The sequence below is a fragment of the Chitinophaga sp. 30R24 genome, assembly GCF_049056765.1.
Classification (GTDB): Bacteria; Bacteroidota; Bacteroidia; order Chitinophagales; family Chitinophagaceae; genus Chitinophaga.
The window spans coordinates 211,575-235,149 of the sequence record NZ_JBJGXX010000005.1; the positions used below are offsets into that span (position 1 = coordinate 211,575).

The following is a 23,575-nucleotide window of genomic DNA, read 5'->3' on the forward strand; positions in this document are numbered from 1 at the left end:
CAATATGCACTCTTATTGTAAGTTTACAGCAATTATCCGGTTAAAGCAAGCTGATTTTTAGTTCTATTGATTAAATAAACAGGTATCACAATCAGTACACAAGGCATAGCTGTCTTGCTGCTTACGCCGCAATAAACGTCTTATATATATTTACGGGCTTATTTCATTTTCCTGATCCGTTCCCGATGCATTTTACCCCAAACGCCCAAGGCCTTTAACACATCTTCCAACGAAAGGCTGTATTCGGTGAGACTATACTCTACTACTACCGGATATTGATTATTCACTGTTCTGCTTACAAAACCATTTAACTCCAGATCTTTTAGCTCGTTAGACAAAACCCTGGCAGAAATACCTGTAACGGTACGCTGCAGTTCATTAAACCGCTTGGGATGATCCATCAACGCAACGATGATCATCAGTTTCCATTTTCCTCCAATAGCATACAACGCATCGCCCACAGCGGCCAGATTGGCCTTACATTGCTCTGCACTATTGAGCCATTTACGCTGCTCCATAATATTACTGCTAATAAAAAGGTTACTACTAACCTTTGGTATACTACTAATCAATTGTTTGTAAATGTAGCTAATTTTGATTGCACAAAAAAAGCGTAACTGTTGAGCTGATCAATATGCCAACTAAATCCTTAACAATCAAACAGATTATGTACAAACTTAAAATTATTTCCGCTACTGTACGTCCGGGTAGAAAAGGTCCAATGGTAGCTCAGTGGATACTGGAACAAGTCAACAAACAGGGTATTTTTGAAGCCGAAGTACTCGACCTGGGAGAAATTAACCTGCCTTTAATGAATGAGCCGGTACATCCTATTATGAAACAATATGAACATGATCATACTAAAGCCTGGAGTGCAAAAATTGAGGAAGCAGATGCCTTTATTTTCGTTACCTCAGAGTACGACTATAGTTATCCCGCTTCCCTGAAAAATGCGTTAGAATACCTGGTGCATGAATGGGGTTATAAACCAGCCGGACTGGTGAGTTATTCCATTGGTCCATTTGCAGGTGTAAGGGCTTTACATACCCTTAAAACAGATTTACTGTCTTTAAAAACCATTGCATTGGGAGAAATAGTACCTATCCCTTCCCTCAACCAGTTTATTTCGGAAGAAGGAGTATTTACGCCTAACGAGCTGGTACATACTTCTACCACACTGATGCTCAACCAACTGATTCGTTGGACAAAGGGTTTGAAAGCCATCAAAGAAGATAAGTAAACATACTTTAAGCAGGAAGTGGGAAATTATTCCTGCTTCCCGCCTAAATCAGGTAAGGGATGCTTACGTTCACTTATTTAATATCGATATCAATACCAATCTGGGCCTGCCTTGTTTTCCATGGATAGCGGTCATCGATATCATTTACATTGGTTAATCCCAGTACGTACCTAGCATATATGTGTAATATGTCGAAAGTCATAGTTGCACCCGCAGCTACGCCAAAATCGCTGCGTTTGAAAGCATTTTTGTTATACGTAAGCAGGTCATCATTTTCATAAACAAGAAAACTATATTGCGGACCTGCATTGATAGTAAATTTCCTGTTAATGTTATAACGCAGCAGGAGGGGCAAGGTAAGGTAACTTAACTTCACATTTTTACTGGCCGTAGGATTGCTGTTATGGATATAACGCTCGCTAAAATCATTATCCCGTCTGGTATTTTCCTGAGCATACAATAACTCTGGCTGAATACCCCATTGTTTGTTAAAATCATAATTAGCATATACCCCTAATCTCCCCCCGAAATTATAGTGGCTTTGTATGCCTTGTCCATCCAATTGAAACAGGTTGAGATCTGCTTTAACACCATAATGAAGCCCCTGTGCCTTCACCATCGAAAACAAGAGCACCATTGATGCCGCCAATAGAAATCGTTTTTTCATAGTCGTTATTTTGCTATAAAGAAACGAATTCGTGGAATGTGAATTGCAAGCCCCCAACCACTAATAGATAATCCTGCCGTTTTTCACTATCATGCACGCAATTTTCTCGGCCAATCAACCGGGCACCCAACCATTTCCTCCTGAGTTACGCTGCTAAATGCCTTTATTTGCCCAAATAATGGCCATACAGACCGCCAATCAACTGCACCGGCTATACTGTTAAGGCTACTTTTTTGCCCGTTTTAACGGCTTGATAGATGGCATCAATAATTTTCAGGTCTTTCAATGCCTCTTCCCCATCTACCGCTACCACCGGCCGTTTGCCTTCCAGCAGTATGCCAGCCATTTCGTCCATTTGTACTGTCTGATGGGTAGTATGCGGCTGAGTAAGCTCTCCTTGGTGGGTGCGGCCTTTAATGGGGCCATATCCGGTGGAAGGCTGTAATTCTGCAAATCCCTTCTCCCCATTCAGGAAAAAGCGGTCCAGGTTGTTCATATTGTAGGTAGATAAACAGGACGCCACTGCACCCCCTGGGAAGCCAAGCTGGAACTGTATCGTTTCATCCACTCCTTCTTTAAATTTCACAGGATCTGTTTTGGTTTCCTGGGCTGTTACCCAAATGGGATCTTCCCCGATCATGTACCGGGAGCCATTAATCGCATAGATGCCGATATCCATCATAGCGCCGCCGCCAGCCAATTGTTTGTTCAGACGCCACTGCGTGGGATCACCGATTTTAAAACCGCATTGTCCCTGAAAGAAAAGCACTTTACCAAAATCACCATTCTGTCTCATCCGGATCACTTCCAACGTTTTAGGCTCAAAATGCATCCGGTAACCTACGAGCAGCTGCACTTTTGCCTTCTTGCAGGCTGCTATCATTTCCTCTCCTTCTTTAGCATTGAGCGCCATCGGTTTTTCACAGATCACATGTTTGCCGGCAGCAGCCACCCGGATCACCTGATCGCGATGCAAAGCATTCGGTGTAGTAACATATACGACATCTATATCCTGATTTTCTTTAATACGATCAAAGTTGTCGTAATTGTAGCAGTTCTTAGCGGGGATACCAAACCTTCCCTGCCAGTCCTGGACCTTAGAAGGCGTACCACTGATAACGCCTACCAATTTGGCTTTAGTACACGATTGCATGGCATTGGCCACACGGTTGGCATAACTGCCCAATCCCATGATGGCAACCCTCAAAACAGGTCCATCGTAAGGTGCTGGCGCTTGGGCCCACCCAGAAAGCGGCATAAAAGGCAATGTAATAGCAGATGCAGCAATTTTTTGCAAAAAGTCGCGACGAGAATTCATAACCGGATATTTTGGGTTTTAATAATACAAAATATCCGGGGAAATATAAACGAAAAAAGAGAGCGTATTCAAAATAAACAAAGCGCACAGAGAAGCGCTTAAACAGCGTTTGGACTTACTTAATTTATACCGCTTGCTATTCCCGGAACTGTACTAAGAAAAAATGACATCTTTTAATCCGTATAGCCTGTACCGGAGCCAGTTTTAAACGATAAGGGGCGGAATAAACAGGAAGATACGTAATCCTCTTTTTCCTACCTTAGACGCAAAAAAGTTATGATAGCATTCTTAGGTATGGGCCTGCTAGGCGCTAATTTCGTAAAAGCGCTACTCAAAAAAGGAGCACAGGTACAGGTATGGAACCGCACTGCCGCCAAAGCAAGCGCGCTTGAAGCTGCCGGTGCCAAAGCATTTAGTGAAGTGGCAGACGCGGTAAAAGGAGCAAACTTCGTACATCTTACCTTAAAAGATGACCAAACGGTTGATGAAGTGCTGGCGGCTGCAGCGCCCGGACTAAAGCCCGGCGCTATCATTATAGATCATACCACTACTTCTGCTGATGGCGCTGTGCAAAGAACCCAGGCATGGAAAGAACGGGGCTTTACCTACCTGCATGCTCCGGTATTTATGGGCCCGCAAAACGCACTGGAAAGCACTGGTTATATGCTGATTTCTGGCAACCAGGAAGTGATCAAAGCAGTGGAGCCTGCATTGGCCCAAATGACTGGCAAAGTGATCAACTTTGGCGATACCACCGGCAAAGCAGCTGGCATGAAATTATTAGGCAACAGCTTCCTCGTGGGGCTCACTGCCAGCCTTTCAGATACTTTATCGCTTGCCAAAGCACTGGATATTCCGGCCAGCGATATCAGCGCGCTGTTTGAGGTATGGAATCCTGGCGCCGGCATACCGGCCCGGCTACAACGCTTTATTGGTGGCAATTTCAGCCAACCTTCCTGGGAACTGAGCATGGCCCGTAAAGATACCCGGCTGTTCATAGAAGCCGCTGAAAAAGGAGGCACCCATCTTGCCATACTACCTGCCATTGCTGAGGAAATGGACAAGTGGATTGCCAAAGGTCATGGCAACGACGACTGGATGGTGATAGGAAAAGATAGCCTGTAAAAAAATAATCGTATAGTGGTTACTGCCACTATACGATTACAACCAATTATTTAAACCGGCAACTAATAGCTGGTAGCTGTTACTTTATAACCTGCTGCTACAAACGTTTCTGCTTTTACCTCTGTAATCACCTGCAGGTTCATACTATTCGGATCTGGTGCTACCAGCGTATAATGGATCACCGCTTCCTTAGCAGGCGTAAAAACAATACTGTTGATCTGCAAACGGTAACCTGAATTAGGTTGGTTTCCTGCCGACAAGACCACTTTACTTACCTGGTTGTTCACCGGTGTAACAGTAATGGTTACTGCGTCTTGTGCAGCATTGTCTCTTTCTGCCTGCGCCCGTTGCGCTTGTACAAAATTGGCGGCCAGCTTTACCATTTGCCGCGCTTCTGCCGCAGTGATATAGGCCTTAGGACGGAAACTGCCGTCTTTCAGTGACACTACGTTAAATTTAATCAGTGTTTGTACTGCATTTAAGGCATCCTTTCCAAACTCTTTCTCATCTTTTATATTCAACCACATCATATTTACCGGATACTGGCCAGTTCCCTGTATGGCCTCATATAAAGCCAATGCAAACTGTTCCCGTGTAGCCGGCAATTCTGGTCTGAGGTCGCGCCCCGACTGGACACCCTTGTTGGCGGCAATAATCAGGGCAGAGGCGTAAGGCGCGTTGTTGTTAGCGTATTTGTAGTAATCGGTGGCTTTGGGCACTTTAATAAAGCGCATATTGTCGATATTCAATCCCAACCCTTTTACGATCAGATCTATTCCTTGTCCGTACGAAATACGCGACACTGGTTTGGGCGACACCCATTCCTGCGCAGGCGCAGGCGTGTGGGCCTGTACGTGAAGATAAGGAGAACTGATCAAGAATGCGGGCAATGCTACTGCCATGTAAAGCTTCATAAGTCAAATGGTTTGTGTGGCGAATGTACAGCAATGTTTTCAAATCGGGCAATTCTGCCCTCCCCTTCGCGGACGCCCTGCTCCCCATTTTGTAGAATATTCTACCTAATAGTGCTATAGCCATCTGCTATTTACCTTCGTTTAGCCACAGCATAGTAATGCTTGTGGAGCTACTGCAACCAGGCGGCGCTATCTCTCTGTAAAAATTAGCAGGAACGAGCCTACTCATCCATCTTCAATGCATTAATTAGGGCAGAAACGGCATAGAAGGATAATGGCATTGGCTTTGATTCCCATAAAAGAAAAATATAGCGCAGGAAAGATAAAGCACAGGTGTTACCTGCTATTTAATCTCACTACCCCTTACACAGGATATTTAAAACCAAAACAGATGAAAATTCTTATGGTTGATGATGATGCCGAAGACAGGGATATTATCCAACTCTCCATGGAGTCGATAGAAGCACCCAATACCATTGTCTTTGCGGAAAATGGCGAACAGGCATTAAGTCTGCTCCACAATGATTCCCAACTCGGACATATCCCTCGTCTCATTGTGCTTGATCTCAACATGCCCAGGATGAATGGCACCGAAACATTAAGGAGTTTAAAAAACGATATCCGCTTTAAAAATATCCCGGTCATTATTTTTTCCACGTCTATTAATCCTTCTGAAAAAGAAAAATGCAGGCAACTAGGTGCCCACTCTTTTATTACCAAACCTATTTCCTTCCAGGAAAGCATGGAGATTGCACACATTTTTTTAGATGTGATTAAATAATATTTTGCTGCTGAGGTGTTCTGTAATAATATTTTGCTTTTAACATTTTAACCTTTATTATGGCGATGACAACATATCCAGGAAATCCTTTCCCATTGGGCGCTACCTGGGATGGCCAGGGCGTTAACTTTGCTTTGTATGCAGAAAATGCTATCCGCATTGAGCTTTGTTTATTTCACAGCACAACAGATGAAGAAGCATATGCCACCATACGGATAGAAGACCGTACCAGCAATGTATGGCACATCTATTTACCGGATGCCCAACCTGGACTGTTATATGGCTACCGTATACATGGGCACTACCATCCTTCGGATGGACATCGCTTCAATCCCAACAAACTATTACTCGATCCATACGCCAAAGCCATCAGTGGCATTATTCACTGGGACGACGCCCTCTTTGGCTATGAGCCCGGAGATGCTGCGGAAGACCTGAGTTTTAATGAGAGTGACAGTGCCGCCTTTATTTCCAGGTGCGTGGTCATAGACCACAACTTCGATTGGGAAAACGACCAATCACCCCAAACCCCTTATCATCAAAGTATTATCTACGAAATGCACGTAAAAGGCTTTACCAAACTGCATCCGGATATCCCCGAAAATATACGTGGCACCTACAAAGGGCTGGCACATCCGGCTACGGTAGAATACCTGAAAGCATTAGGCATTACTGCGGTTGAACTAATGCCAGTACATCACTTTATAGCAGACCGGCACCTGGTAGATGTAGGGCTGACCAACTATTGGGGGTATAACAGCATTAGCTTCTTTGCGCCGGATGCGAAGTATGCTGCCGCCAGTGGCGCCGGAGAACAAGTAAATGAATTTAAAGAGATGGTAAAAGTATTGCATGCCGCCGGCATAGAAGTGATACTCGATGTGGTATATAATCACACGGCGGAAAGCAACCAAATGGGGCCCACCCTCTCTTTCAAAGGCATAGATAATGCTGTGTATTACCGTTTGGCAGAAAATAAACGCTACTACATGGACTATACCGGTACCGGCAATACACTGAATGCACAACTGCCCAATGTATTGCGGCTGATCATGGACAGCCTCCGTTACTGGATCACTGAAATGCATGTAGATGGGTTCCGTTTCGATCTTGCTGCCACCCTTGCCCGGGAATTGCATGAAGTAAACAGACTAAGTGCCTTCTTTGATATTATTCACCAAGACCCTGTTATTTCACAAGTAAAACTGATTGCCGAACCATGGGATATTGGAGAAGGAGGCTACCAGGTAGGAAAGTTCCCTCCCGGCTGGGCAGAATGGAATGGCAAATACCGCGATAGCATCCGTGATTACTGGCGAGGCGCCGACAGTTCCCTTGCTGAATTTGCGTCGCGCTTCACCGGAAGTGCAGACCTGTACAAAGACGACTACCGCAAACCCACCGCCAGCATCAACTTCATTACCGCGCATGATGGCTTTACTTTACAAGACCTGGTATCTTATAACAATAAACACAACGAAGCCAATAAAGAAAATAACCAAGACGGAGAAAGCGATAACCACTCCTGGAACTGCGGGGCAGAAGGCCCCAGCGACGATGCAGCCGTCAATTCCCTGCGCGCCAGGCAAAAAAGGAATTTTATTGCCACCCTCCTGCTCTCTCAAGGCATCCCCATGCTGTTGGCAGGCGACGAAACCGGAAGAACCCAGCGCGGAAACAATAACGCCTATTGCCAGGACAATGATATTAGTTGGCTGCACTGGGAAAACATAGATCAAGACTTGCTTCGCTTTACCCAAAAAGTGATCGCACTCCGGCAACAGCACCCTGCCTTCCGCCGCAAACGCTGGTTCCGGGGCGCCCCGGTAGAAGGGATGGAGGTAGAAGATATCGCCTGGTTTAAACCGGCAGGCCATCAAATGAGCGATGAAGACTGGGATACCGGCTTTGCCCGCTCCCTCGGTGTTTATCTTAATGGTCAAAGCTTACGCCTTCAAGGCCCCAAGGGAGAAACAATAACGGATAACAGCTTTTATATTATCTTCAATGCCCACCACGAAGCATTGGAGTTTAAACTACCCGACGCTAAATATAGCCAGCAATGGAAAATCTTGCTGAATACTGATCTGGAAGAAGATGAACAGCAATACCAGGCGGCTGATACTGTAAAAGCCGCCGCCAGATCGATCGTGCTGCTATTAGCTGTTAGCTAATAGCAATCAACATCGCTACCGGAAACTGCTCCAGCATCGCTAATGGCAACTGTCCGTTGGCAGCGGTAATTACTTCTCCCGTAAAAATGTTCCACCACTGTGCTGGCATACCTTCAGATATCCGCAGGGTAGTTAAAGCAGCCGTATCATTTTTCAGTAAAGGCGCTACCACCAGGCAACAATTATCTTCGTATTGCCGCATAAAAGCGATCACTTGCTCCTGTTCGGGAGCTACAGGAATATAAGCGCCGGTGTGGAACAGGCGGGCATGTGATTTCCGGAACTGCAAAGCCTTTACAAAAACATAAAATTTCTCCCAAGCATGATGACGGTTCGCTTTCAATAGTTTCATTAACGCAGCAGGATCATCCTGTTCCAATTCCTGTATCAGCGACAACATATTCATACGGTCGATGTAGTTAACCGGTCGCCGGTTATCGGGATCTACAAAGCTAAAATCCCACCGTTCGCACCCCTGGTAGGTATCCGGTATACCTGGCGCCGTTAATTTCAACAACAACTGGCTGAGGGAATAAGTAGCTGCATGCTGGTCTATCTTATTGATGAGCGCATACAGGCTACCGATCAGGTTATTTTCCGGGGCAAACAAGTATGCAATAAAAGCCAGGCACCTGCTTTCATATGCTTCATCCGGCGACGACCAATTACTATGATCCTTCGATTCCCGGAGGGCTTTAATGATATAGCTAGAAAGCCTTGGCAGAAAGTCGCTATCAGGATCATCATGGCCGGGAAAGCCGGCAATAATGGATTGATAAATAAAATATTCGTCGTTGCCGGCTGGCACAATGCCATCTGGAAACTGATCGCGGAATGGTTGCGTACGGGCATGCCATTGCTGTACCTGCTGAATCCAGAGATCTGGCAGCAATGTGAGTACATTCAGGCGGATACGGGCATCTTCTCCCCGCTTGGTATCGTGCGTAGCCGTAGCGTTCAAGGTGGCAGGATATTGCAGTAACCTTTGCTGGCAACGCTCATGAAAAGTAACAGGTGCGCACTTATGCCTGGCCGGCGTGTCTCCCACTTCATTATGCGACAGTAAGGCATTATATACATAAAATACGGTGTCTTCCACGCCTTTTGCTGTTAAGGGTCCGGTAAACTGCATCAGTCTTTTTAAAAACTTCAGGGAAGCGGCAGGATGCTCATAATCTTCCTGCCACCAGGAGCGGATCAGCCCCAGTTCCTCTTCCAGAGCAGGCGCCCGCTGCAGGGCAGTGTGCAGGGCTTCTTCCAGTATGGCTATTTCCCCGGCAGACAGCGGCCAACTTTCGGGGTAGATCCGGTATACGGGCATCCCTGCCATAATGAGTCCCAATGCGGCTTTCAATTTCTGCTGATCCACACTCTTTTCTGCCAGCCGGTGATGGAATAACAGGTGCACCAGATTATTCCACTCTCCTCCCATTTGCGTTTGCAGGATCATCGTTTTTTTATTGAGCACCAATTGCTGGTATTTAGCCAGCTCCGGAAAATGGGAACGGTAAAAGCGGGAAATCTTTTCGTTTCCGTTGATATTGGTCAGCAGCCCGTTTACATCAGAGAGGAAATCATATCCCGTAGTACCGTTCAACCCCCAGCTCTGCGGCAAGGTTTCATTTTCCTCCAGTATCTTTTCGGCAATGATGTAACACTTTTGGCCAAATGTTTCCCGCAAGCGACGTACATAAATAGCAGGGTCTAGCAAACCATCTATATGGTCAATGCGCAGGCCCTGTATCAATCCTTCGTGGTAAAGCTCCTGCAGGAGCAGATGCCAGGTATCAAATACCCAACGTTCCTCCATCTTCAGGGTGATCCATCCATTTACAGTAAAAAAGCGCCGGTAGTTGATCTTATGCGCTACTTCTTTCCAATAAGTAAAAAGATAATATTGTTGTTCCAGCAGCAAAGCAAGCAGGGCTTCATGATGGTTTACCTGCTCCAACAACCGGGTTAGTTCATCAGTTGCCAGCCATTTATGCAGAAGCGCCTGTTTGCGGAGAGCCCACTCCTCGCTGGCCAGAGGCAATTTCATTTCCTGTTGCAACTGTACCAATAGCTCCCTTACAGGCGTAGGCATATGCTCTATAGCATTGAGCAATACCTCATATGCGGGTGCAGAAAGCGGGAATAACAGCTCACCGCAACTCATCTTAAAACCATCTGCCGTGCAGGTAAACTGCACCTGCTTAGCCGTTATGGCTTCCGGTAAGGAAGTATCCAGGAAAGGCACCATTAGGCGACCATGCAGGGCTGGATCGGGATATTCCCAGTCTATATCAAAAAAGTGGTACCAGGGAGATAACGGGCCACGCTCCAAAGCGTCCATCAACCAGGCATTACCGGGATGCAACGCCATGTGGTTGGGTACAATGTCTTGCACCCAGGTCATACCGCGGGTTTTCAATGATGCACTAACCCGGCGAAAATCGTCGAGCGTACCAATGGCAGGATTGATGCGGTGCGGGCAGATACCATCGTATCCGTGCATGCTGCCAGGTACTGCATCAAAGATGGGAGAAGCATAAATAGTAGTGATGCCCGATTGCTCCAGGTAATCCAATATTTCCTCCAACTGCGCCAGGGTAAACGATTCATTTAATTGCACCCGGTACGTGGAAACGGGAATCATACGCTCAGTTTTCATTAGCGATAATTTCGTAAAACAACTGCAGATAAAAGGGCTAATACCAAGGTATTGCTACCTGGTCTGGCAATGGCTGTCCCTGGGATATACGCCATCATAGCCCCAGTTGCGCGTACCCGGAAACTGCGCTACTGGCATTATTTCGATGGCTGTCGAGCAACGGTATTGGGTGCCAGAACGTATATTTACCACCGTAATTTTCCAATAACCGCCAACAACAGGCGTCATATTATTAACTGCCAGACCGGTATATTGTTTAAATAAGGGGAGCCTCACCCCTGGATAGTATTATTATCGTGGGTATAGTAAACGGGAAATTATAAGGATCTGCAAGAAAACATCAGCCCTACTTTCCGGTTGCCCGGAAAGTAGGGGACAGCTATAAACCAACAATTTAAAACTGGTTAGCACAGACTGCTTACCGCCCAAAAGAAAAAAATAGCTAGGCCGAAATACGGTGTGGTGCTTCCAGCAGAGGCCGGGCAGCGTACAATTCCTCCATAGAATTGGCCAGGAATTGCGGTAACTCGTAGTTTTTTTCGAAGATCCGCTGCAAGGCTTCTTTCAGGGAATAAATATCTGGCTGTTTCAGCAAAACGTCAGTAAAACCATCTTCGCTTGTCTCTGCCAGTTTTAATGGCCCTTCGGTAGCAGCCATCAGGATCACCGGTACTGTAGCCAGGTCTTCCATTTTCCTGATCTGCCGGATAAATAGTTTACTGTACTCTTTAGGCAGCGTAGCACTGATGAAAATATAATCCGGCAAAAAATCAGGATGTTGTTTCATGTAGGCAAGTGCATCGAAGCTATTATCTTGGCAAACACAGGCACGGTTTACTTTCAGCAGGTCTAACGATAAATAAAACTGGATCCGCCGATCAGGTTTTTCATCAATCAACAGGCTGTTAATCTTATTTTTCATATGGCGTAATGGATTTGCCCATTTGAAAACAAATCAGATGCCGGCTGCGGAAATGCCGGCAAACAGCTTCTCCTACAGCATTTCAGCAGAAAAAAGTGATAACGGCGGTGAGCAAATCTTCCTCAACTGTGTAATTTTACCGCAATCCCCTAATCAATAGTTCTGAAAGTAAGTAAAGGGTTGCATGGGGTGGCCCCGACTTAGATTGCCAGGAGTAAAGGCGTCCAGAATAAAGGATCTAATTGTTTTTCCACAGGCGGTAATTGCCATTGGCATCTCCAAACCAGGCCGTTAAACGGGGCGTCAACGATTAATTTTATGCCTGTACAACCACTTTGCCTACTGTTCTATGGCTTTCCACCTGTTGGTGTGCCTGCGGCATCTGATCAAATGAAAAAGCATGGGATACCAGCGAGCGCACCGCGCCTTGTTGCAACAGTTCGGCCAAACGTTGCATATCGGCGCCATTGGAAGCAACTCCCATTACTAACCCTGTCATACCCTTAGCTTCCGCCTTGGCAGCCAGCACTTCCCGCTGGCCTCCTACCAGGCTGATAATAGTGCTGCCGGGTTTCATGATTTGCAACGACAAATCAATATTATCCCCGCCAATGGTGTCCAGCACATAATCAAAATCTGCGGCATGCCCGGAGAGTGCCGGTGTTTTATAATCAATGAACTCATCTGCCCCTAATCCTAGTACTACCTCTTGATTGGCGGCAGAAGCAGTACCTGATACCTGTGCACCTAAATATTTAGCAATTTGCACAGCATAGTGTCCAACGCCACCGGCAGCGGCATGTATCAATATTTTCCGCCCGGCTGTAATAGGCATATAACGCGTTAGCGCCTGCCAGGCAGTTAATGCGGCTAAGGTAGCAGCGGCAGCCTCTTCATAGGAAATATTTTCAGGCTTAAGCGCCAGGTGCCCGGCTGGTGCCGCCACGTATTCTGCATAAGCCCTGCCCAAACCTGGAAAATTGACCATACCAAATACTTGCTGTCCTTCATTCAATAAGGGAGATTTTGATGCGATTACCTCCCCGGAGATATCCCAGCCCAAAATCATGGGGTGCTCATCCTGATAACGCGCTGCCAACCCTTTTCCGAGACGGGTATATACATCCACCGGATTCACACTGATAGCGCTTACCTTTACCAACACCTCTTCTTCTTGGATAATCGGTACTGGCACTTCCTGAACAACCAGCTTATCAGTACTACCAAACTCTTTTAAAACAATCGCTTTCATATGGAATTTTTAATACCTATAAATCTATCTTCATCACCATGCACTTTTCAAATGCTATGTTTTCCTTGCCAAGAAAAACAGCCCATACTGTAAATTGTTTATTTATCGATTGATGTCATTGTTTTATATGAGTGATAGTGTAACTGGGTTCCTGGCAAACATGCAAAGAATGGAGAATATATTTCTAATAAAATGGTTGTTGAGCAACAACGATAACGTATATGCTTAACCGCTACATTAACATTCTATAAGGTAGCCTATCACTGATCAAGGTAGTTTCCTATCCTTACCTATATGCATTATTCCATTTTTTGCCCAATGGCAAATGGTCCCCTATACCGGTATGGCCTATACGAGACGCTGTTATTATATATATTAATTTCATAATAAACCATACGCTTACAAAAGTAAGCTACACATTACTTACCGCCAGGGTACTATATGACCACCCTTATTGTCTCATATAGCCATTGAGGATGGTTATAACGGTATCGCATAAACTTTAAAAAGTACATAAGCCCAAGGAGATCAGGTGAGTTTTAATTTAAACTTGAATATAATGTTTATAACTCCGTATATAAATGTGAGTTTCATGTTAGTTATTTGTTAAAATCTTCAACCTGTAATTTTAAACTTACCAGAAGCAGGTATTGTTTTTAACAAAGAATTTACACTTGATAACCTGCATTCGTCTACCTTGAATGCAATCAACATGGAAACCTGGACCCCTAAAACAAGAAAACCTGGAAAGTTATGATTATCAACAATGTAGTACCCAGGATAACAAGACAGATGACTGAGGCAGATGCAAAGAAAGAAAGGATCGTAAAAATTATCAATTCATTGGCTGTAGGAGCAAGTCTATTAGCTTTTGTACTGGGCTTTCTGTTATATTTTATGACAGGCTATACACAAATTCTTTACCCTTCCCTGCTGGAAGGTGCACTATTTATGTCGGTGCTCCTGATTACCAAATATGGGCGACCGGTGCATGGGGAATTATTAATGTTCGTTTTGCATAATGTAGCCATCTGGTATTTTGGCCTGTTACTGGGGCCGGCTACACAGGTGTATCTGTTTGGGCCTTTCCTGGCTTTTTGCGTTTTTCTGGTATTCCAACGGCCCCTTGCCCAGATCAGCACATTAACCGGCACTGTAGTCATGCTATTACTGGTGGAAGTGCATTGCCACCGCCCTGTGGTTGCCCCGCTTCCTTTAAGCCAGGAAACGGAAACGCTCCTGCATTGGGCCGCGATATTTGCCGCTACCTTTCTGAATGGATCGGCTTTGTTTTTCTTTGCCAAAGAAAGCAGGTATCAGAACCAGCAATTACAATTACTGGTTAACCAACTGGACAAAACTAACCAGGCCATGCGGGTCTATGTACGGGAAACCACCCACGAAATCAGATCTCCGTTAAATGTAGTGAACAGCATCTTGCAAAACTATATCGAAACGGCCGATCCCGGGAAAAAGACCGTACAGGTAGGGGTGGCGCACCTGGAAGCAGTAAATTTTGCCTGCCAGGATATGCAGCTGGTCATGAGCAATGCCCTCGGCTGGTCTAAAATTGAAGCAGGAAAAGATGAAATCTGCGAGTCGCCCTTCATGTTCACCGACTGGATACTACAGTTGTGCGACACCTACGAATATTTATCGAAAAGAAGGGCGGTACATATAGATATTGACTTCAGCGATAACCTGCCGGAATATATCCTGGCAGATAAATCTAAACTCCGTACTATTATTGTCAATCTACTCAGCAATGCTATCAAATTTACCACTTTCCGATCCATTATTACCGTCAAAGCGGTCATGCAACACAACCAACTGGTGCTTTCGGTGGCAGATCAAGGGCCGGGGATCCCGGAATCAAAGAAAGAATACATTTTTGATCCTTATGTAACCGATATGGAGCAGCGCACAGAATCCAGCGGATTGGGGCTTCCCATCGCCAGACACATCGCACGGATGCTGGGAGGCAATCTTACTGTAACCGACAATCCTGATGGCAATGGTAGCATTTTCACACTCGTGCTGCCCATAAAAGCCACCGCCCCGCCCTTGCCGGATCTACACAGCCCTGTCGATTACTCCCTGCTAAATGGCTTGAAAGTATTGGTGGTAGACGATGATCATCTTAACCACCTGGCTTTCCGCCTCGCCCTCCGGCGTATGGGCATAGAAGTGATTACTGCCGATTCCGGCCCCCAAGGCTTCATCAAAGCCCGGATACATGAACCGGATGCCGTACTGATGGACATGGTTATGCCGCACACCAGCGGTATGGAAATGCTGGAAAAATTTAAGGCCGACCGGAAATTAAGACAGATACCATTTATCCTCGTTTCCGGTAACTGCTTCTCAGAAGTAAAAGAAGAAGTGATTGCTTCTGGCGCAGATGGATTTTTAAGCAAACCCGTCAACATCGAACATTTATATAATATACTGAAAAAGCTCATCGCCGCAGCAGCATAAACAGGAGGACCTATCCTTCGCATTCCTGAGCATTAAGCAATAGCATCATCATTTTCCCTGGCTGTAGGGCACACTAAGGGCATCACGTAATGGTGGTGCCCTTTCTACAATGACCTCCTACTCGTTTGGCAACTTCAACTGCCAAGTGGTCCGGATTTGACCAGCCCCCCGCATCTTTTGCTGCTGCTCGTTGGTACTCAGCGAAAGTAGGCGAGGTAATGCAGTAAGACGGGAGTAATCTTTCACTGCTACTTTATCTACCACAAAACCCATCTCTTTAAAAAATATTTCCGCCGCCTCAAAGCTATCGAACATATTCTCATGGATATGGTGCTGTGCATAAAAGGCTTTCCACTCCTGATCCTGTATAATACCCGCCCTGGCTTCTTCCTTTTTAATGTATATATCGGCTGTAATCCAGTAACCGCCACGTTGCTGCAATACCCGGCGGACAATTCCACATAACTTTTCTTTTTCCTGTTGATCCAGGTACATCAACAAACCTTCGTTTACGATTGCCAAAGGTCCTGCCGGAAAACGGCTAACGCGCTCCTGGAACTGCTCTTCATCCAACGCATTTAACGGCAACAGTTCCAGGTGCCCTTTCAATGGCCCCTTATATAAACCAGCCACAAATGATTGCTTAATAGCCACTACTTCCGGCAGATCAGTATCTATATAATAATCATCGTGGTCTTTAGCAGCGGCCAATCCACGAAAAGAAAAACCGGACGATAGCTCCAGCACATTTTTAATGGGCAATGCAGATAATAACTGATCGATGCTCCAATAGCGTTCTTCAAAATGAAGCACCCGCACCCAAAACATCCAATCAGTACCAGTTGGGGTTATTTCATAAGTTTTTGGGAACACTAACAGTTGGGCTGCCTCCTTTGCAAATGGGATGCGGGTGGTTCCTTTCAACATTAACAAGGATTTAGCAGAAGGGCTAATCGTACTGTAATCACGATGGGAGGTTTGCATAAGTATGATTTATAAAAGAATTAAGATACCGGTTTTTTCATACACGGGGGGTATTACTCCGCTTCCATAAATGCTGCCAGGTAGGGAGCCGTTTTACTTTCCTTCACGCGGGCCACCTGCTCCGGCGTGTCTGCCGCTACAATATGGCCACCTTCATCCCCAGCACCAGGGCCAATGTCTATCACCCAGTCGCTGCCAGCCACTACCCGCATTTCATGTTCAATTACCACCACAGTATTGCCGGCATCCACCAGGCTATTCAATTGAACAACCAGCTTCTCCACATCTGCCGGGTGTAGGCCGGTGGTGGGCTCGTCCAAGATATACAACGTATTGCCTTTACCGATACGTTGCAGTTCTGTAGCCAGCTTAATGCGTTGCGCTTCACCACCCGACAACTCTGTAGCTGGTTGTCCCAGTCGCAGATAACCTAACCCTACTTCGTGTAATACCTCCAGCGAACGTTGTAAACTGGCATCGTTTACAAAAAAAGTCCTGGCTTCATCTACCGTCATCCCCAACACCTCTGCGATATTTTTGCCTTCCCAGGTTACTTCCAACGTTGGTGCGTTGTACCGCGCACCATGGCAAGTAGGACAGGGAGCATATACGCTGGGCAAAAATAGCAGCTCCACCATCACTGCTCCTTCTCCCTGGCAGGTTTCACAGCGGCCCTTGGCCACATTAAAAGAAAAGCGGCCAGCATCATAACGCCGGGCTTTTGCCATTTTTGTAGCCGCAAATAGTTTTCTCACCTGATCGAATAATCCCGTATAGGTGGCAAGGTTAGAGCGGGGAGTACGCCCTATAGGTTGCTGATCTACCTGTACCAGCCGTTTAATATGCTCCATGCCGCCGGTAATACTTCCTCCCAAAGTAACAGGCCGCCCCTGTTCAACCCCTTCCTCTTCTCCAACAGGCGTTTCATATCCCAGGTGGGCAGCCACCAATTCTACCAATACCTGGCTAACAAGACTGGATTTGCCGGAACCAGATATACCGGTTACTGAAGTAAACACACCTACAGGAAAAGCCGCGTTGAGGTGATACAAATTATTGCGCGTAACCTCCTGGAGCTTTAGCCAGCCACGGGGCTGCCTCAGTGTACGGGCCCTCGTTTTTTCTTTAGAGAACAGGTATTGGCGGGTACTGGATTCCCGGATCACAGATAATCCTTCCGGAGCGCCGCTATATAACACTTCGCCCCCCTGCTCCCCGGCTGCCGGGCCTACATCTACAATCCAATCAGCATGACGGATCACATCCAGGTCATGTTCCACCACAAACAACGAATTACCGGATGCTTTCAGTTTATCCATCGCCGTTAGTAGGGCAGCAGTATCTGCCGGATGCAAACCAGCAGAGGGCTCGTCTAATACATATACTACACCGAAGAGATTAGACCTCACCTGTGTAGCCAGGCGTAGCCGTTGCAACTCTCCGGGAGAAAGACTGGGGGAACTACGTTCCAACAGCAGGTAACCCAGGCCCAGGTCTAACAAAACTGCCAGTCGCGCTGCAAAATCCTGAGCAATACGTTGTGCCGCCATCACCCGTTCGGGATGCACGTCCGTAGCAGTTGATGCAATAGCTTCCCCTGCTGCATAGCGTTGCATAATAGCCGCCAGTTGCTTTAACGGCAACCTCGACATATCCGCTATGTCCATGCCATCGAAAGTAACAGACAGCGCTTTCCTGCCCAGGCGCTTCCCCTGACATTCCGGGCACTCTTTACTGATCATATATTGCGCAACCCGCTTCTTCATAGCAGCACTTTCCGTAGTGCCAAAGGTATGCATCACATACCTGCGCGCACTGGAAAAAGTGCCCATATAACTGGGTTCCAGCTTGCGTTTGAGCGCATCCTTTGTTTCCTCCGGCGTAAATCCCGCATATACCGGCACTACCGGCTGCTCCTCTGTAAACAGGATCCAGTCGCGTACTTTTTTGGGTAATTCCTTCCAGGGCTTATCTACATCGTATCCCAACGTAACGAGAATATCCCGCAGATTTTGCCCATACCAGGCAGAAGGCCATGCTGCCACGGCCTTCTCCCGGATTGTCAACCGGTTGTCGGGTACCATAGAGGCCTCTGTTACATCATATATGCGCCCCTGCCCATGGCATATAGGGCAAGCGCCTGCCGGCGTATTGGGAGAAAAATAATCGGAATCCATATGGGCTACCTGTGATGGATATACGCCAGCACGGGAATATAGCATCCGCAACAGGTTAGACAATGTAGTAACGCTGCCTACCGAAGAGCGGGTGGTGGGGGCTCCCCGCTGTTGCTGTAACGCTACTGCGGGGGGTAATCCATCTATCTCATCAACTTCCGGCACCGGCATCTGGTGAAATAACCTTCTCGCATAGGGCGATACGGATTCCAGGTAGCGGCGTTGCGCTTCCGCATACAAAGTGCCAAAAGCCAACGACGATTTACCGGAGCCGGATACGCCAGTAAATACTACCAAAGCATCCCGAGGGATGCTTAAAGACACATTCTTCAGGTTGTTTTCACGCGCGCCGCGTACATGTACAAAACCGGTGTTACCAGTGGTGGAGAAATGCTGATCAAGTTTCCGCATGGGCAGCCCGCCACAAAAAGTATGCTAAAAGAACCTAACCTGTTTATTCTCCCCAGGCTGTTAACAATAATTGCCTGGGGCCGCCGTAATTGCGGTGTTCACATAAATAAATGCCCTGCCAGGTACCCAATGCCAACCGGCCATTACGGATAGGAATCATCACAGCACTGCCCAGTAAGGCAGCTTTCAGATGGGCAGGCATATCGTCGGCGCCTTCATCATTATGCTCGTAGGCCGGATCATTCTCCCTCACTGTTTTATTAAAGAACATCTCAAAATCTTTCCTTACCGTGGGATCTGCATTTTCATTGATGGTCAGGGAAGCAGAAGTATGCTGGATGAACACCTGCAACATACCAGTACGGATGTCTGACAATTGCGGAAATGCCTGTATTACTTCGGTGGTAATAATGTGAAAGCCTCTTCTCCGTTGCGATAGTTGTAAAGGCTGTTGAAAAATTTTCATACCGTTTATATATTATTTGTTTAGCGGTTAGTTTAGCGGCTAAGGTAATCATTCAACCGGATACCTAACAGTTCGCTATTATGCGCTAAATCAGCCACAGGTTTAAATTACGGGGTCAGCAATATGTATAAAGAAATAATTAATTCGAATGCTCGCGATATTTTCTTTATCTTCATAATTCCCACCATTGTTAAACGAATTATGAAAATCCTTAATTACTAAAATTTAAACCATGATGACGCCACAACAGATAATGATTATTGATGATGATGCTGATGACAGATCATTTTTCCAGGAAGCCATCAACAATATATCCCCTGTCATTGAAACACACGTGTGTGCAAGTGGTATGCAGGCCCTGGAGCTGTTGCATGACAATAAGATTGTAGCCCCGGATTATATCTTCCTTGATTTCAATATGCCGTTGATGAATGGAAGAGAATGCCTGGTGGAATTAAAAAAGATCTTGCATCATAAGATCACCAATATTATTATCCTCAGCACCTCCGATATGAAGGAAGACATGGAAGATGCCATGCGGTTGGGGGCTAAACTGTTTCTTACTAAACCCAATACTTTCCAGGAGCTATGTACCATGCTGAAAAGTGTGCTGGAGGGCCGCTGGCAGAAATTATTTACTCCGCAGGGAGAATAGCTATTTAAGTATTGCTTTGTTGTATTTATTCCTATACTCAAGTGGAGATAAACCGGTTGTCTTTTTAAAAATAGTCCTGAATGCCTTAGTATCTGAATACCCCACTTCCCACATTACTTCATTGATGTTTTTACGGCTACTTTCAAAGCCTTTTTTCGCTGCTTCTACTTTTACCCGTTGAATATACTCCGATACGGTATTGTTAGTAGCCTTTTTAAATCTTCTTTCCAGGCTTCTGCGGCCTATTGCAAACATAGACGACAATTGTTCTACAGTGATCTTTTCCTGGAAGTGCTGTTCAATAAAATCCTGCGCCCGCCTCACCAACTCATCCTGGTGTTCCCGCTGCCCTTTAAATATAGTGAAGGAGGACTGGTTACTGCGGTCTATCTCTATTTCAAAATATTTGGAAGCCAGGATCGCTATTTCACGGTCAACATATTTCTCTATGAGATATATCAACAGATTCCAGAAAGAGTTAGCCCCTCCGCTGGTATAGATACCATGTTCATCAGTAATAATCTTTTCAGATACCAATTCCACTTCCGGGAACATATTGCGGAATTCGGTAGCAGCCAACCAATGTGTAGCACAACGTTTCCCATACAGCAGACCCGTAGCCGCCAACAAAAAGGCGCCTACGCATAAGCTGGCTACCTCTGCCCCCTTCTTATGTTGTTGTATAATCCAGGGAAAAAAATCACTGTTCTGTGCAATTACTTCTTCCCACACGCCATTTACCGCCGGAATAATGATGAGATCGGAACAGATCTCTTCTCTGATCACTACATCCGGCATTACCCTAAACAACCGGTCATACACCTGCGGGTTTTTAGAAAGCCCCACTAACTGCACCTTAAACAAGGGTGGCTTTCCCATATCTTCCAAGAAATCATTTACTTTGGTAAACAACACAAAAGGCCCTTCGATGCAACTGAGCGCAACAGCCCCTTGCGGAACGAGGATAGATATCTGCTTCATGCTTCAAAACTAAGGTAAAAGAGAGGTTGGGAGTCAATCCTATTCACGGGCAAAAGTTATTTCAGCAAACCTTTTACAACGCATTCGAAAGCTTCCTTCATGATGGCTTCCGTAAACATAAACTTGCGGCCATCGATGTTTTGGCCTTCATGATGAAACTTGATGAGGGAGTATAACGGGGCAAACGCTACAGACCAATATACTTCTATGCTCATGCGGTTAATTTCTCCCCGTTTAACAGCATTTTCCACATAAGTGCCCAGCGACTGGCGGAACTCTTCTCTGATGCATTCCATCATCTTATCCCGGTAGGCCGAGTTACGGAGCTGCTCAAAAAAAACGGCCGATTTATGGTTATCCAGCGCATATTCCGCACGGTTCTTCCATTGTATCCATAACCCTTCCCTGAAAGACATATCAGGACTAAATCCCTTCAGCGTGCTGCGGGTCATTTTCATCCCCTCTTCCACGCTGATGCTGGTTAAAAGGTCTTCCTTATCCTTATAGTAGATATAAATGGTAGCCGGAGAAACCCCTGCCGCCTTGGCCAGCCGGTTAATCCCAAAGTTCTCCAATCCTTCCTTTGCTACCATATCGATAGCGCTTTCCCGGATTGCCTGTACTTTATTTTCATCTCTATATCTCATTAGTCGCAAATATAAATGAGCAAATGCTCATTTAAAAATTTTTCTTACTATTACCCCACTGCGCTTTCTCAAAAACGGTGAGAGATCCTGGTATAAAATAAAAAGGCTGCCTCACATTTGAGACAGCCTCATGACCTAATGGATAAATATTAATAACCAAGGTTCTGTTTCAAACCAGGATTCAGTACCCTTTCTCCGGAAGGAATCGGGAACAGGCGTTTGTTCACATCGTTATCCGTCTTATATCCCCACTTATCTTCATATTTACCGAAACGCAACAGGTCATTCCTACGCCAGCATTCCCAGTTCAATTCCCTGGCGCGCTCTTGCAAGATGTCGCTTTCAGTGATGAGGGTAACAGCCGGCGCCTTTCTTTTGCTGCGCAGTTGATTAAAAAGCACTACTGGCGTTTCACCATTGGTAATAGCTGCACCGCGCCATTCGGCTTCTGCTTTCATCAGTAAGATATCAGCATAGCGGAATACGGGTACATCATTGCTCTGATCCCTGCTGGTAGCTGCTACGTCTGGATAATATTTATTATTCCGGATACCTTTAGCTTTTCCCAGCTCATCGCCACCTACTTCAAATTTATCTACATCCGTTAACGTTACAGCCGGCGTAAAAGTGAGCTGGAAATCTACCGGGTCGGCTGCATCTGCACCATTATAGTTATTATCCAGTCCTTTTTTAGTGGTTTTAATAATTACAGGCTTACCGCTGAAATCATACTGTTCACCGATCAACCAGGTATCGTTGCGCACATCGCCGGCCAGGTTAAACTGCGCATAATACTCGGGGAGGGTGCTCACCGGATTGCTCAAACGGTAAGATAAACCGTATTTGGTTTGTAATGCCGGGTGCAGCGACATCCAGGAAAACTGGCATCCCTTGCCAGTTGCCTGGTCGTAAGGGATAGCAAAAATGAATTCCTTTATTTTCCAGCTGTTATCAGGATAAAACATTTTTGCATAGTCGTCTTCCAGCTCAAACTTGTGCGAAGCGATCACACTGTCGCACATAGCCACCGCATCTGCGTAATGGTCTTCGCCATTGTAGCGGGGTGCATTCAGGTACATTTTCGCCAACAGGGAAAAAGCGGCATATTTGGTAGGGCGGCCGTAGGTACTAACATCAGTAATTGTGCTCAGTAAAGGCAGGGTAGCTTTTATTTCGCTTTCAATGAATGTAAATACTTCCTTGCTGCTTTTTTGTACCGGTAAATCGCTGCCACCAAAAGTAGTGGTAACAGGGATATTACCATAACTATCCATCATGAGATAAAAAGCAATAGCGCGCAAGGTGCGTACTTCCGCCATAGAAGTTTTTTTAGCGTCGGTATTGGCCAAGGAGGAGAATTGCGACAATATCCGGTTGCAAGTACTGATAGTAGAGAAGCCCCAGTTCCAGCTGTCGGATACAATAGGATTATCCGGCGTCCAGTTATGGTAATGCATTTGCTGATAGCGACCACCATCATACCAACCACCCGCACGGCTGGGCAATATCGCCTCGTCAGTGCTCAGCGTTTGCAATTGCCAGAAAGAAGTGGAGTAGCTTTCACGGAACTTCACATAGGCGGGACCGGTAGCCAGTATAAACTGTTTATCTGTAGTGGGGAAATTATCCGGTGTTTGTTCATTTTCTACCGGCACATCAATTTTTGTGCAGGCGCTCAACAAAGCTGCAGCGCACAACGGTATGGTGATATATTTGAGTAAAGCATTCAT

General features: G+C 46.0%; 20 protein-coding genes. 6 read left to right on the forward strand and 14 right to left on the reverse strand.

What is annotated here, in order from left to right:
• Window positions 1-158 precede the first annotated feature (158 nt).
• The gene (locus ACDQ55_RS14110; RefSeq protein ID WP_420982047.1) at window positions 159-518 is read right to left on the reverse strand and encodes a winged helix-turn-helix transcriptional regulator; all 360 of its coding nucleotides are present in this window, start codon (window positions 516-518) and stop codon (window positions 159-161) included.
• 149 nt (window positions 519-667) lie between these two features.
• Here ACDQ55_RS14110 and ACDQ55_RS14115 point away from each other — a divergent pair, with 149 nt between their 5' ends.
• Window positions 668-1,240, forward strand: coding sequence for an NADPH-dependent FMN reductase (locus ACDQ55_RS14115; protein WP_420982048.1), 573 nt, complete (start codon window positions 668-670; stop codon window positions 1,238-1,240).
• 73 nt (window positions 1,241-1,313) lie between these two features.
• On the opposite strand, the gene ACDQ55_RS14120 is transcribed toward ACDQ55_RS14115, so the two are convergent.
• Together ACDQ55_RS14120 and ACDQ55_RS14125 are read right to left on the reverse strand one after the other, a co-directional pair.
• A complete protein-coding gene (locus ACDQ55_RS14120; RefSeq protein ID WP_420982049.1) occupies window positions 1,314-1,907 on the reverse strand; it encodes a porin family protein in 594 nt (197 codons plus the stop codon).
• Window positions 1,908-2,118: 211 nt separating this feature from the next.
• Window positions 2,119-3,225: a Gfo/Idh/MocA family protein gene (locus ACDQ55_RS14125; RefSeq protein ID WP_420982050.1), complete on the reverse strand. Its 1,107-nt coding sequence runs from the start codon at window positions 3,223-3,225 to the stop codon at window positions 2,119-2,121.
• Between the two features lie 276 nt (window positions 3,226-3,501).
• Here ACDQ55_RS14125 and ACDQ55_RS14130 point away from each other — a divergent pair, with 276 nt between their 5' ends.
• Window positions 3,502-4,350 (forward strand): NAD(P)-dependent oxidoreductase, encoded by an 849-nt coding sequence (locus tag ACDQ55_RS14130; protein ID WP_420982051.1) that lies wholly within the window; start codon window positions 3,502-3,504, stop codon window positions 4,348-4,350.
• 62 nt (window positions 4,351-4,412) lie between these two features.
• Here the strand turns inward: ACDQ55_RS14130 and ACDQ55_RS14135 are convergent, their stop codons facing one another.
• Window positions 4,413-5,264, reverse strand: a complete 852-nt coding sequence (locus ACDQ55_RS14135; protein WP_420982052.1) for a protease complex subunit PrcB family protein — start codon at window positions 5,262-5,264, stop codon at window positions 4,413-4,415.
• A gap of 391 nt (window positions 5,265-5,655) precedes the next feature.
• On the opposite strand from ACDQ55_RS14135, the gene ACDQ55_RS14140 reads away from it, so the two are divergent.
• Together ACDQ55_RS14140 and glgX are read left to right on the forward strand one after the other, a co-directional pair.
• Window positions 5,656-6,045 carry a response regulator gene (locus tag ACDQ55_RS14140; RefSeq protein ID WP_420982053.1) on the forward strand — a complete coding sequence of 130 codons (390 nt, stop codon included), beginning with the start codon at window positions 5,656-5,658 and terminating at the stop codon, window positions 6,043-6,045.
• Window positions 6,046-6,110: 65 nt separating this feature from the next.
• Window positions 6,111-8,219, forward strand: coding sequence for a glycogen debranching protein GlgX (gene glgX / locus ACDQ55_RS14145; RefSeq protein ID WP_420982054.1), 2,109 nt, complete (start codon window positions 6,111-6,113; stop codon window positions 8,217-8,219).
• On the opposite strand, the gene treY is transcribed toward glgX, so the two are convergent.
• The 4 genes from treY to ACDQ55_RS14165 form a co-directional block, all read right to left on the reverse strand.
• Entirely contained in the window at window positions 8,212-10,872 is a 2,661-nt protein-coding gene (gene treY, locus ACDQ55_RS14150; RefSeq protein ID WP_420982055.1) for a malto-oligosyltrehalose synthase, read from the reverse strand. The genes glgX and treY overlap by 8 nt on opposite strands.
• A 54-nt stretch (window positions 10,873-10,926) precedes the next feature.
• Window positions 10,927-11,148, reverse strand: a complete 222-nt coding sequence (locus ACDQ55_RS14155) for a hypothetical protein (RefSeq protein ID WP_420982056.1) — start codon at window positions 11,146-11,148, stop codon at window positions 10,927-10,929.
• 166 nt (window positions 11,149-11,314) lie between these two features.
• On the reverse strand, window positions 11,315-11,794 hold the full coding sequence (locus ACDQ55_RS14160; protein WP_420982057.1) for a hypothetical protein: 480 nt from the start codon (window positions 11,792-11,794) through the stop codon (window positions 11,315-11,317).
• Window positions 11,795-12,110: 316 nt separating this feature from the next.
• Window positions 12,111-13,046 (reverse strand): NADP-dependent oxidoreductase, encoded by a 936-nt coding sequence (locus tag ACDQ55_RS14165; RefSeq protein ID WP_420982058.1) that lies wholly within the window; start codon window positions 13,044-13,046, stop codon window positions 12,111-12,113.
• A 753-nt stretch (window positions 13,047-13,799) separates the two neighbouring features.
• Between ACDQ55_RS14165 and ACDQ55_RS14170 the strand changes: the two genes are divergently transcribed.
• Entirely contained in the window at window positions 13,800-15,524 is a 1,725-nt protein-coding gene (locus ACDQ55_RS14170; protein WP_420982059.1) for a hybrid sensor histidine kinase/response regulator, read from the forward strand.
• A gap of 117 nt (window positions 15,525-15,641) precedes the next feature.
• Here the strand turns inward: ACDQ55_RS14170 and ACDQ55_RS14175 are convergent, their stop codons facing one another.
• From ACDQ55_RS14175 to ACDQ55_RS14185, 3 genes are read right to left on the reverse strand one after another with little or no spacing between them, the layout of a single operon-like run.
• A complete protein-coding gene (locus tag ACDQ55_RS14175) occupies window positions 15,642-16,508 on the reverse strand; it encodes a hypothetical protein (protein WP_420982060.1) in 867 nt (288 codons plus the stop codon).
• A gap of 53 nt (window positions 16,509-16,561) precedes the next feature.
• Window positions 16,562-19,096, reverse strand: coding sequence for an excinuclease ABC subunit UvrA (gene uvrA / locus ACDQ55_RS14180; RefSeq protein WP_420982061.1), 2,535 nt, complete (start codon window positions 19,094-19,096; stop codon window positions 16,562-16,564).
• Window positions 19,097-19,139: 43 nt separating this feature from the next.
• Window positions 19,140-19,556 (reverse strand): secondary thiamine-phosphate synthase enzyme YjbQ, encoded by a 417-nt coding sequence (locus ACDQ55_RS14185; protein ID WP_420982099.1) that lies wholly within the window; start codon window positions 19,554-19,556, stop codon window positions 19,140-19,142.
• A gap of 238 nt (window positions 19,557-19,794) precedes the next feature.
• Here ACDQ55_RS14185 and ACDQ55_RS14190 point away from each other — a divergent pair, with 238 nt between their 5' ends.
• Complete coding sequence (locus ACDQ55_RS14190; RefSeq protein WP_420982062.1) at window positions 19,795-20,217, forward strand: response regulator; 423 nt, start codon at window positions 19,795-19,797, stop codon at window positions 20,215-20,217.
• On the opposite strand, the gene ACDQ55_RS14195 is transcribed toward ACDQ55_RS14190, so the two are convergent.
• The 3 genes from ACDQ55_RS14195 to ACDQ55_RS14205 form a co-directional block, all read right to left on the reverse strand.
• Window positions 20,218-21,198: a GlxA family transcriptional regulator gene (locus tag ACDQ55_RS14195; protein ID WP_420982063.1), complete on the reverse strand. Its 981-nt coding sequence runs from the start codon at window positions 21,196-21,198 to the stop codon at window positions 20,218-20,220. It abuts the gene before it with no gap.
• Between the two features lie 56 nt (window positions 21,199-21,254).
• The gene (locus ACDQ55_RS14200; protein WP_420982064.1) at window positions 21,255-21,845 is read right to left on the reverse strand and encodes a TetR/AcrR family transcriptional regulator; all 591 of its coding nucleotides are present in this window, start codon (window positions 21,843-21,845) and stop codon (window positions 21,255-21,257) included.
• A gap of 149 nt (window positions 21,846-21,994) precedes the next feature.
• Window positions 21,995-23,575 (reverse strand): RagB/SusD family nutrient uptake outer membrane protein, encoded by a 1,581-nt coding sequence (locus ACDQ55_RS14205; RefSeq protein WP_420982065.1) that lies wholly within the window; start codon window positions 23,573-23,575, stop codon window positions 21,995-21,997.